The sequence below is a fragment of the Klebsiella sp. HMSC16A12 genome (assembly GCF_001808265.1).
In the GTDB taxonomy this organism is placed as follows: domain Bacteria; phylum Pseudomonadota; class Gammaproteobacteria; order Enterobacterales; family Enterobacteriaceae; genus Klebsiella; species Klebsiella pneumoniae.
In genome coordinates this window covers 157,414-167,523 of sequence record NZ_KV792609.1, presented here as the reverse complement: position 1 = coordinate 167,523, position 10,110 = coordinate 157,414, and the positions used below count along the sequence as shown (strand labels likewise).

Here is a 10,110-nt window from a genome sequence, read left to right as displayed (position 1 = left end):
CCCCGCCCCGCCAGCCACCTCACCAGCCAGTCGTGAGCGGCGTGGGCAATGCTGTCATAGATCGCCGCCAGCAGCGCCGTCTGCCGGTTGGCGAACAGGCGAAACGGTTCGGCCTGGGCGGCGGGTGGCGCATCGGCCGGCCAGACATCCACCGCGTGCTCTGCCGCCACCCGCACGTGGTTAAAAATAACTTCATGGCTGCCGGTGGCCCGCATCCCGGCGTGATCCCAGCTCTTCACCACCGTGATACCCGGGCTGTCGCCAGGCACCAGCCAGGTGCCCACCAGCGGCGGGTTATCATCGCTTCTGGCCCACACCGCCAGCCAGCGCAGCCCTTCAATGCCGGTGGTATAAATTTTATGGCCGCTGATGTCCCAGCCCTCCGCGCGACGGGTCGCCACGGTGTCCGGCAGGCCGCCCCGCGCCGGGGATCCCAGCTCCGGCTCGACGCGCAGGCTGTTGATGAGGCCACCGTGTTCGACAGCATCGTGAAAAACCTGCTGGCGCAGCGGCGCGTGCCAGGCGTCGTTTTCCGCCAGCCGCAAATGGTGGAGATACTGCATGCAGACGATCAGCGCTGTCGCCGGCTCTCCCCAGGCGATGGCGGCGATGACCTGCTGCAGCTGGGCCAGACTGGCGCCCGCGCCGCCGCAGGATGGCGGCACGGCGAGACTTAACCAGCCCCCCGCACGCAGATGGTCGATATTACGCCAGGGAAACTCGCCGCTGGCGTCAAGGCTGGCTGCCTGCTCCGCCATCTGCTGGCGGAGCGCCGTCAGCTGCCGGGCCCAGTCGTCGCGCTCAGGATGGATCACGATGCGCGCTCCGCCACCGCACGCCGGGCGGCTTTTTCCCGGGCGATCGGCAGCAGCGCCCGGCCATAGTCGGCCGCGTCGTTCAGCGGATCGAAGCCGCGGATCAGGAAGTTACGCACCCCGAGGTCGTAGTAGTCGAGCAGCGCATCCGCCACCTGCTCCGGGGTGCCCACCAGCGCGGTGGAATTATGTCCGCCGCCCACCAGCTGGGCGATGCCGGTCCACAGACGTTTGTCTACCACTCTGCCCTGCGCCGCGGTGGCCCGCAGCCGCTGGGCGCCGATGCTGTCCGGTTTGGCTTTGAACCCGCCCCCGCGCTGCGCCGCCTGCTCGGTGGCGACGTGCAGGATATGCTCGGCTTTCTCCCAGGCTTCGGCTTCGCTGTCGGCGATAATCGGCCGGAACGAGACGCTGAAGCCGATATCACGCTGGTGTTTCGCCGCTTCGGCGCGCACCCGCTGGATGGTCTCGCCGGTTTGCGCCAGCGACTCGCCCCACAGCGCGAAGACGTCGGCATGTTTGCCGGCGACGGCGATGGCCGCTTCCGACGAGCCGCCAAAATAGATCGGAAGATGCGGTTTTTGCAGCGGGCGAATGGCGGACCAGGCCTGCTCGGCCTGATAGAAATCGTTGTGAATATCCACCGGCTGCTCGCTGGTCCACACCTGGCGCACGATGTCGAGGAAGGCGTCGGTGCGGGCGTAGCGCTGGTCGTGGTCGAGATAATCGCCATCCCGGCGCTGCTCGGCATCGTTGCCGCCGCTGATGATATGCACCGCCAAGCGGCCCCCCAGCAGGTGCTCAAGGGTAGCGAATTTGCGCGCGGCAAGGGTTGGGGAAACAAAACCGGGACGATGGGCCAGCAGGTACTGAATTTTCTGCGTCGACAGTCCGGCCAGGGCCGTCACCAGAAAGCCGTCGGGTTGATCGGACCAGTGGCCGACCAGCAGACGATCAAACCCGGCGGCTTCATGGGTTTGCGCAAAGCGAACGATATAGTCGCGGTCAAAGATCGGCCCCACCGGGGCAATCGTTTCGGAAGAGAGGCGGTGGCCAATCATGCCGAGAAACTGAATGCTCATGAACAACTCCTTGCGTCAGGGTAATGGAGTGGCCGCGACAGCGGCGCTGGTCATTACCCTATACAGAGCGTGTTAATGAGCAAAATGCATTTTTATCATATCTTAATATGCTTAATTAGCATTAAACAAAAATACATAGTGCTTTCAGTCGGATACGGTCAGCTGCTGCACCACTTTGCTGGCAAAAAAGGTCAGCGGCGGCTGCAGGTTCGCCAGATACTGGGCGTGGATCAGCCACAGTGAGACCGCAGGCTGAAAATCGCTGAGGCTGAGGACCGCGACCTCATCCCGCCACGGGCTGCTGGCCAGCGCCGCCCTCGGCACCAGACCCAGCCCCAGCCCCTGCGCCACCAGCGCTATCTGCAGCTGCGCGCCCGCGCTCTCGACGTTGAGCGTCAACCGCAATCCCTGGCTCTGCAGCTCGCGAATGAGCCCGGCGCGCAGGCCACAGCCGTCGGGGTTAAGGATCCAGCCCCGTTCGGCGCACTCCCGCAGGGATGACGCGCGCAAATTCAAACGCCGGCCGACGATCGGCACCACCTCCAGGGGACACAGCAGGCGCCCGCTGTAGCCCTCGGCGAAGCTTTGCTGGGCGGGCCCCATCGCCAGCATGCCGTCCAGCTCGCCGTTTTCCAGCCGGCGCTGCAGCTGTCCGCTCCAGCCGCAGGTGATCTGCGGCGACAGTCCGGGAAACTGCTGGCTCAGCGCCGACAGCGCCGCCGGCAGGGCAATCTCGCTGAGACTCTGCGGCACGCCGAGACGCAGGGCGCCGCGCGGCTCGCCTTCCGGATCCAACAGGCTGTAGAGTTTTTTCGTCTCACGCTTAATGCTCAGACACTGCTCGTACACCCGGTGTCCGGCGGCGGTTAGGGTCAGCGGGCGGGTCTGGCGCTCTAACAGCGTGACGTTCAGCTCCTGTTCCAGACGCTGCAGGCGCCGGGTGATGGCCGACTGGGTGATCCCCAGATATTCCGCGGCCTGATTGAGGGAGGAAAACTGCACCGTGGCCAGCAAAGCGTCGATATCGTCAATGCGCATAGGAACCTTATGTGAAATTTGCATATTAATATATGCGTAAATTGCATTTAAATAATATTAACGCCTCTGTTAGCGTTTTGACCAGTCCCTCTGACAGGAACCGCACATGACTGCACCACGACTGGAAAAATTACGCCATTTCATTCATGAGGTAGACCGCCTGCACCGCGAACACCACCAGACCGCCCCGCTGCTTGACGCCGTGGCGCAGCGGCTGGCGGCGCTGGTGCGTTACGACGACTGGCTGCCGGAAGAGTACACCCTGCCGCATCCGCACCATTACCAGCAGTATCTGCTGCATGCCGACTCCGGGGAGCGCTTCTCGATTGTCAGCTTCGTCTGGGGACCGGGGCAAGCGACGCCGATCCATGATCACCGGGTGTGGGGGGCCATTGGGATGCTGCGCGGCGCGGAGGAAAACCAGCGCTACCAGTTGGATGCCGATGGCATACCGCGCGCGCTGGGCGCCGCCACGCTTCTGGAAGCAGGTCAGGTGGAGAAAGTCTCCGCTGACGATGGCGATATTCATCGCGTCAGCAATGCGCTGGCGGATCGCGTCTCCATCAGCATTCATGTCTACGGCGGCAATATCGGCGCGGTGAAGCGCGCCGTGTATACCCCGGAAGGGCAGCAGAAACCGTTTATCTCCGGCTACTCTAACCGCCATTTACCCAATATCTGGGATTCCTCCCGCGAACATCAAGGATAACCACTATGCCCACCTACGCTTATCGCCAGGCCGCCGGGATCCGCCAGGCGCTGCTCGACCGTCGTGAACTGGCGCTGATCGACGTCCGTGAAGAGGCCGATTTCGCCACCGCTCATCCACTGTTTGCCGTCAATCTGCCGCTCAGCAAACTGGAGCTCGAGGTCCGCCGGCGGATACCGCGCTTCACCACCCCGCTCACCGTCTACGACAACGGCGAGGGTCTGGCGGAGATCGCCGTCGAACGGCTGCGGTCCTGGGGCTATCAGGATGTGGCCCTGCTGGCCGAGGGTCTCGCCGGCTGGCGCCGCAGCGGCGGCGAGCTGTTTCAAGACGTCAACTCCGCCAGTAAAGCCTTTGGCGAGCTGGTGGAAAGCGTGCGTCACACACCGTCGCTCAGCGCCCAGGAGGTTCAGGCGCTCATCGACAGCCGGCAGGAGGTGGTGATCGTCGACGCCCGGCGCTTCGATGAGTACCAGACCATGAGCATCCCCGGCAGCATCAGCGTGCCCGGCGGCGAGCTGGCCCTGCGGGTGGAGAGCCTGACGCCCTCCCCGCAGACGCCGGTTATCGTCAACTGCGCCGGACGCACCCGCAGCATCATCGGCACCCAGTCGCTGATCAACGCCGGCGTGCCAAACCCGGTCCATGCCCTGCGCAATGGCACTATCGGCTGGACGCTGGCCGGCCAGACGCTGGCGCACCAGCAACAGCGGCAATACGATCCCTCCGCCCGCGCCTCCGGCGCCCGGGCCGCTGAGGTGGCGCATTTTGCCGAACGGGCCGGGGTGGCGGTCATCGATGAGGCCACGCTGCAACGCTGGCTGCAGCAGAGCGACCGCACCACCTTCCTGTTTGATGTCCGCAGCCCCGAAGAGTACGCGGCGGGTCACTATCCCGGCAGCCTGAGCGCGCCAGGCGGCCAGCTGGTGCAGGAGACCGACCACTTCGCCAGCGTACGAGGGGCGCGCATTGTGCTGCTGGATGACGATGGCATCCGGGCGGCGATAACCGGCTCGTGGCTGGCGCAGATGGGCTGGGAGACGGCGCGGCTGAGCGCGCTGTCGACCAGCCAGTTGAGCGAACGCGGGGTGCCAGCCGCCGAGGTGCCGCCCGGCCCGCAGGCGGAGGAGATAAGCCCGGCGCAGCTGGCGCAACAGCTGGAAGAACCCGGTACGGTGGTGCTCGATTTTACCACCAGCGCCAACTTTGTCGCTCGCCATATCCCCGGCGCGTGGTGGCTAACGCGCTCGCAGCTGCGCCAGGCCCTGGAAGCAATCCCTCCCGCCCAACGTTACGTGGTGACCTGCGGCAGCAGTCTGCTGGCCCGCTACGCGGTGCCGGAGGTGGCGGCCTTGACCGGTAAACCGGTGCAGTTGCTTACCGGCGGGACGCTGGCGTGGATCGCCGCCGGTCTGCCGCTGGCGCATGGCGACAGCGGCCTCGCCGTCGAGCGCCGTGACCGCTATCGTCGTCCGTACGAAGGAACCGATAATTCCGCCGAGGCCATGCAGGCCTATCTGGAGTGGGAGTATGGCCTCGTGGATCAGCTGGCCCGCGACGGCACCCACGGTTTTCGGGTGCTCTAGCGCGAGCCCGCCTCAAGCTTCGCGCATGATCCACGAATACTGAAAGCTCTTCGGCGCCGGAAAATGGGTCCGGCGCCGGTAGGAGCCCAGCGACTGCGGGGTGCAGTAGGTACAACTCCCCAGCCATTCAACGCTCGCCGGCGCCACCCCCGCCTCTGCGAAGATCGCTTCGGCAAAGGCGCGCAGATCAAACCACAGATTATCGCTGCCGCGTGCGGCGGCTTTGAGCGGATCGCTGACCGGGCCCGAACGGGAGTGGAACAGCCGCTGGCGATGGCGGGCCACCCGGTCACCGCCGGGCTGGTCCAGCAGTTGCTGATAGAATCCGGCGGAGACTTCGTAACAGCAGGGGTGAATATACGGCCCCACGGCGATGACCAGATCGGCCAATGCCACCCCCTGCTGGCGAAAACAGGCCAGACTGTTGTCGACAATACCGCTGACCAGCCCCTGCCAGCCGGCATGCACGCTGCAGACGTAGCGACCGTCGCGCGAGGCGATCAGCAGCGGCAGACAGTCGGCGGTCACCACCCCCACCTTTTGCCCGGCTACCGCGGTAAACACCGCGTCGGCGTGCGGGCGCGTCGGCAGCGGCTGCTGATAATGATGAACCTCATTACCATGCACCAGCTTCACCGGAGCCAGCTCGGCATAGGGAAAGGCGGCGGTTTCATGGACATCGAGAAAAGCGTGGCGGATGCCAGGGATCGCATTGAGCAAACGGGAGGTGTAAGCCATAGGGACGATAAGCGTCAGGGAATGATGTCTTACCTTAGGCCAGGGGACGCGGACAGGCAAGGCGGCGGCCCGGCATTTTTTTACCAGACCGCCGGATGCATATCAGACCATGGCCGCGCGCTGCTGGCGATGCATCAGCCAGAACACCGCCACGCCGGCCAGCACAATGCCCGGCGCCGAGGCCGCCATCACCCCGACGGTGCCGGTGCCGAGGGCCAGCATCTTGCCGGCCAGCAGCGGGCCGCTCATCGCCCCAAGACGCCCCACCGCCACGGCGGTGCCCACCCCGGTGGCGCGGATGGCCGCGGGATAAAAAAGCGGCGCCAGAGCGTAAAGCACACTTTGTCCGCCGGTGGCGAACAGCCCGGCGACAAACCCCGCCAGCAGCATGCCAGTCAGCGACGACGCGCTGCCCAGCGCCAGCAGCGACGCCAGAATGCCGCTGTAGATCAGGAGCGACATCCGCAGCGGGGTGAGCTTATCCATTAGCGCCCCCAGCAGCAGCGTGCCGCAGGCGGCGCCGATCTGCAGAGAGAACATCACCCCCGCCGCCTGGCTGGCGCGGAATCCCTGGCCCACCAGCAGCATCGGCAGCCAGTTGATCAGCATATAGACCACCAGCAGGGTGAAAAAATAACCCAGCCACAGCAGCAGCGTAGCGGCGGCCTGGCCCGGGGCAAACAGGGTGCGCAGCGGCACGCTGGCCTCCGCTCGCTGAAATGCCTGCGACTCCGGCAGCCAGCGCATCAGCAACGGGATCAGCAGCAGCGGGACCACGCCGCCAATCCAGAAAATAATCTGCCAGGCCGCGGCGAGACCGGAAAAGCCCAGCGCTGCCGCCAGCGCGGCGCCAATGGGTACGCCGCAGTACATCAGGCTTACCGCCCGGCCGCGGAAACGTGAGCCAGCGGCTTCCGAGGTTAAGGCAATCAGGTTCGGCAATGCCGCCCCGAGCCCGACGCCGGTGAGCAGGCGCGCCAGCAGAAGCGTCGGGAAGCTCCATGCCAGCGCGGTGGCCAGCGAGAACAGGCCAAACAGCAGCACCGACCCCAACAGAATGCGCTTACGCCCGTGGCGGTCCGCCAGCATGCCGCCCACCAGCGCGCCGGGCAGCAGGCCGAGGATCCCGGCGCTGAAGATCCAGCCCATCTGCATTTTATCCAGCGCAAAGGCCTGCGCCATGCCGACGGCGGCGATCCCCGCCGCCTGCAGATCCAGCCCTTCCATCAGGGCCACCATAAAACAGAGCCCGATGGTGACCACCAGGCGCGAGGGGGTTGCAGTCGTTATCTTGGTCATAGGGTACCTTGGCGATAGCCGAACAAACGGAGCAGGTGACTGGCGGCTGATGCTTTGTCAGCCGCACGTTCTTAGTTATTTATTGCGGTTAAGCAGATCCAGCGCGACGTCGACGATCATATCCTCCTGGCCGCCGACCATCCGCCGCTTGCCCAGCTCGACGAGAATATCCACCGCGCTGAGGCCATAGCGCTTGGCCGCCGCTTCGCTGTGGCGCAGGAAGCTGGAGTAGACTCCGGCGTAGCCCAGCGCCAGCGTTTCGCGGTCGACACGCACCGGGCGATCCTGCAGCGGCCGCACCAGCTCATCGGCCGCGTTCATCAGGGCGTAGAGATCGGTGCCATGCTGCCAGCCGAGCTTGTCGGCGGCGGCAATAAACACCTCCAGCGGCGCATTGCCCGCCCCCGCCCCCATCCCGGCCAGGCTGGCGTCAATGCGATCGCACCCCTCTTCCACCGCGACGATCGAGTTCGCCACCCCGAGGCTCAGATTATGATGGGCATGCATCCCGGTGGCGGTCTCCGGCTTCAGCACCGCCTTCAGGGCGCGGAAGCGGTCGCGAATGTCGTTCATGTTCATCGCCCCGCCGGAATCCACCACATAGATACAGGTCGCGCCATAAGATTCCATCTTCAGCGCCTGCTGCGCCAGCTCCTGCGGGGAGATCATATGGCTCATCATCAGAAAACCGACGGTGTCCATCCCCAGCTCGCGGGCAAAGGCAATATGCTGCGCGGCGACGTCCGCTTCGCTGCAGTGGGTGGCGACCCGCACCACCCGCGCCCCGGCCTGATACGCCGCTTTCAGATCGTGCAGCGTGCCGATGCCCGGCAGCAGTAAGGTGGCGATTTTCGCCTGGCTCACGACATCCGCTGCCGCTTCAATCCAGGCGATGTCGCTGTGGGCGCCAAAGCCATAGTTGAAGCTGGATCCCTGCAGGCCATCGCCATGGGCCACTTCGATGGAGTCGACCCCAGCCTTATCCAGCGCGCCGGCGATCTGCTGCACCTGCGCCAGGGAATACTGGTGACGAATAGCGTGCATACCATCGCGCAGCGTCACGTCCGAGATATAAAGTTTTTTACCGTTCATGCTGTCGCTCCCGCCGCGCTGTGCATTGCCCCGGCCATTTGCTCCGCCGTCGCCAGCGCCGCCGAGGTCATAATATCGAGGTTGCCCGCGTACGCTGGCAGATAGTGCGCCGCCCCTTCCACTTCGAGGTAAACCGCGGTTTTCAGGCCGGAAAAACAGCCGACGCCGGGCAGGTTGACCGGCCTGTCCTCGGGGATAACCTCAAACTGCACCTGCTGCTTCAGCCGGTAGCCTGGGACGTAAGCCTGCACTGCCGCCGCCATTTCGGCGATCGAGGCGGCAATCGCCTCCTGCGACGCCAGCTCGCTCAGGACGTAGACGGTATCGCGCATCATCAGCGGCGGCTCCGCCGGGTTCAGTACAATAATCGCTTTGCCCTTGCCCGCCCCGCCGACTTTTTCAATCGCCTGCGAGGTGGTTTCGGTGAATTCGTCAATATTGGCCCGCGTGCCCGGCCCGGCGGATTGACTGGCGATCGAGGCCACAATCTCCGCGTAATGCACCTTCGCCACTCGCGAGACCGCGGCGACCATTGGGATGGTCGCCTGCCCGCCGCAGGTCACCATATTGACGTTGCCCTGATGGAGATTGGCCGCGAGGTTGACCACCGGTACGCAGTACGGGCCAATCGCCGCCGGCGTCAGGTCGATAACGCGGATCCCCGGCTTCGCTTCGCGCAGCGCGGCATCGTTTTTGATGTGCGCCCCGGCGCTGGTGGCGTCAAAAACAAAATCGATGTCGGCAAATTCCGCCATCTGCATCAGGCCGCCCACCCCTTCGTGAGTGGTCGCAACGCCCAGGCGCCGGGCGCGGGCCAGGCCATCCGACTGCGGGTCGATGCCGACCATCACCGCCATCTCCAGATGCTGGCCGTGGCGCAGGATTTTAATCATTAAATCGGTGCCGATATTCCCGGAGCCGATAATGGCGACTTTACGTTTACGCATCACGATCTCCTTCTCCGGCGGCGACGAAGCGTGCCGCGACTGAGCCAATACCTTCGATATGGGCGACAAAGCTGTCCCCCTCGTTAATCGTCACCATCGGGCCTAACGCCCCGGTCAGCACGATATCCCCCGCCCGCAGCGGTTCGCCGAGACTCGCCAGCTTGCGCGCCAGCCAGACTGCGGCGTTCAGCGGATGCCCCAGACACTCGCTGCCGCGGCCGCTGGAGACCAGCTCCTGGTTGCGGGTCATGTGCATGGCGCACTGCTTCAGATCCAGTCCCGCCGGACGCTGCGCCGGGCCGCCAATGACGTACAGGCCGCAGGAGGCGTTATCGGCGACGGTGTCGACAAAGCCGATTGACCAGTCGCGAATGCGGCTGCCCACCACCTCCAGCGCCGGCAATACCCATTCGATGGCGTTATACAGTTCATCAAAAGTGGTATCGGCATGCGGCAGATCCTGCTTCAGCACCAGGGCGATCTCGGCCTCCACCTTGGGCTGCAGCACGCGGCCAAACGGCACCTCGGCGTTGTCGCCGTAGCACATGTCGGCAAACAGGGTGCCGAAGTCCGGCTGATTGACGCCCAGCTGCTGCTGCACTTTGGGATGGGTCAGGCCCACCTTGCGGCCCACCCACCCGCCGGCCATGGACCACATGGTGCTGGACGTTCAGGCGCTGGATGGCATAGGCGGCGTCGGCATTGTCGACGCCGAGAATATCGCGCAGCGGGGCGATCGCCTGGCCGCTCTGTTCCGCGTCGCGCAGCTGCCGGGCCAGCGCGTCAAGAGAAAAAGTCATCATT

General features: G+C 64.9%; 8 protein-coding genes and 2 pseudogenes. 2 read left to right on the top strand and 8 right to left on the bottom strand.

What is annotated here, in order from left to right; genetic code table 11:
- From HMPREF3140_RS13120 to HMPREF3140_RS13110, 3 genes and pseudogenes are all read right to left on the bottom strand, one after another.
- Positions 1 to 815, bottom strand: an 815-nt coding sequence (locus HMPREF3140_RS13120; protein ID WP_180339939.1) for an acyl-CoA dehydrogenase family protein, incomplete at its 3' end; no start/stop codon positions are given.
- Positions 802 to 1,897 (bottom strand): annotated as a pseudogene (locus HMPREF3140_RS13115) (LLM class flavin-dependent oxidoreductase). The pseudogene HMPREF3140_RS13115 and the gene HMPREF3140_RS13120, both read right to left, overlap by 14 nt.
- Positions 1,898 to 2,041: 144 nt before the next feature.
- Complete coding sequence (locus tag HMPREF3140_RS13110; protein WP_014907422.1) at positions 2,042 to 2,935, bottom strand: LysR family transcriptional regulator; 894 nt, start codon at positions 2,933 to 2,935, stop codon at positions 2,042 to 2,044.
- Positions 2,936 to 3,041: 106 nt separating this feature from the next.
- Between HMPREF3140_RS13110 and HMPREF3140_RS13105 the strand changes: the two genes are divergently transcribed.
- Together HMPREF3140_RS13105 and HMPREF3140_RS13100 are read left to right on the top strand one after the other, a co-directional pair.
- Complete coding sequence (locus HMPREF3140_RS13105; RefSeq protein ID WP_002908526.1) at positions 3,042 to 3,644, top strand: cysteine dioxygenase family protein; 603 nt, start codon at positions 3,042 to 3,044, stop codon at positions 3,642 to 3,644.
- A 5-nt stretch (positions 3,645 to 3,649) separates the two neighbouring features.
- Positions 3,650 to 5,230: a rhodanese homology domain-containing protein gene (locus HMPREF3140_RS13100; RefSeq protein ID WP_032411731.1), complete on the top strand. Its 1,581-nt coding sequence runs from the start codon at positions 3,650 to 3,652 to the stop codon at positions 5,228 to 5,230.
- Positions 5,231 to 5,242: 12 nt separating this feature from the next.
- On the opposite strand, the gene HMPREF3140_RS13095 is transcribed toward HMPREF3140_RS13100, so the two are convergent.
- The 5 genes and pseudogenes from HMPREF3140_RS13095 to mhpD form a co-directional block, all read right to left on the bottom strand.
- Positions 5,243 to 5,968, bottom strand: coding sequence for a purine nucleoside phosphorylase YfiH/LACC1 family protein (locus HMPREF3140_RS13095; protein ID WP_009307636.1), 726 nt, complete (start codon positions 5,966 to 5,968; stop codon positions 5,243 to 5,245).
- 102 nt (positions 5,969 to 6,070) lie between these two features.
- Positions 6,071 to 7,267, bottom strand: a complete 1,197-nt coding sequence (gene mhpT, locus HMPREF3140_RS13090) for a 3-(3-hydroxy-phenyl)propionate transporter MhpT (RefSeq protein ID WP_004148691.1) — start codon at positions 7,265 to 7,267, stop codon at positions 6,071 to 6,073.
- 75 nt (positions 7,268 to 7,342) lie between these two features.
- Positions 7,343 to 8,359, bottom strand: a complete 1,017-nt coding sequence (gene mhpE / locus HMPREF3140_RS13085) for a 4-hydroxy-2-oxovalerate aldolase (protein WP_023159651.1) — start codon at positions 8,357 to 8,359, stop codon at positions 7,343 to 7,345.
- Positions 8,356 to 9,306 (bottom strand): acetaldehyde dehydrogenase, encoded by a 951-nt coding sequence (gene mhpF / locus HMPREF3140_RS13080; RefSeq protein WP_004200234.1) that lies wholly within the window; start codon positions 9,304 to 9,306, stop codon positions 8,356 to 8,358. Before mhpF ends, mhpE begins: the two co-directional genes overlap by 4 nt.
- A pseudogene (gene mhpD, locus HMPREF3140_RS13075) lies at positions 9,299 to 10,106 on the bottom strand (2-keto-4-pentenoate hydratase). The gene mhpF and the pseudogene mhpD overlap by 8 nt, the downstream one beginning before the upstream one ends.
- Positions 10,107 to 10,110: the final 4 nt, after the last annotated feature.

Excerpts from the sequence above, each read along its gene's own strand:
- mhpF (WP_004200234.1), bottom strand. The coding sequence starts at position 9,306 with ATGCGTAAACGTAAAGTCGCCATTATCGGCTCCGGGAATATCGGCACC.
- mhpT (WP_004148691.1), bottom strand. The coding sequence starts at position 7,267 with ATGACCAAGATAACGACTGCAACCCCCTCGCGCCTGGTGGTCACCATC.
- HMPREF3140_RS13105 (WP_002908526.1), top strand. The coding sequence starts at position 3,042 with ATGACTGCACCACGACTGGAAAAATTACGCCATTTCATTCATGAGGTA.
- HMPREF3140_RS13110 (WP_014907422.1), bottom strand. The coding sequence starts at position 2,935 with ATGCGCATTGACGATATCGACGCTTTGCTGGCCACGGTGCAGTTTTCC.
- HMPREF3140_RS13100 (WP_032411731.1), top strand. The coding sequence starts at position 3,650 with ATGCCCACCTACGCTTATCGCCAGGCCGCCGGGATCCGCCAGGCGCTG.
- HMPREF3140_RS13095 (WP_009307636.1), bottom strand. The coding sequence starts at position 5,968 with ATGGCTTACACCTCCCGTTTGCTCAATGCGATCCCTGGCATCCGCCAC.
- mhpE (WP_023159651.1), bottom strand. The coding sequence starts at position 8,359 with ATGAACGGTAAAAAACTTTATATCTCGGACGTGACGCTGCGCGATGGT.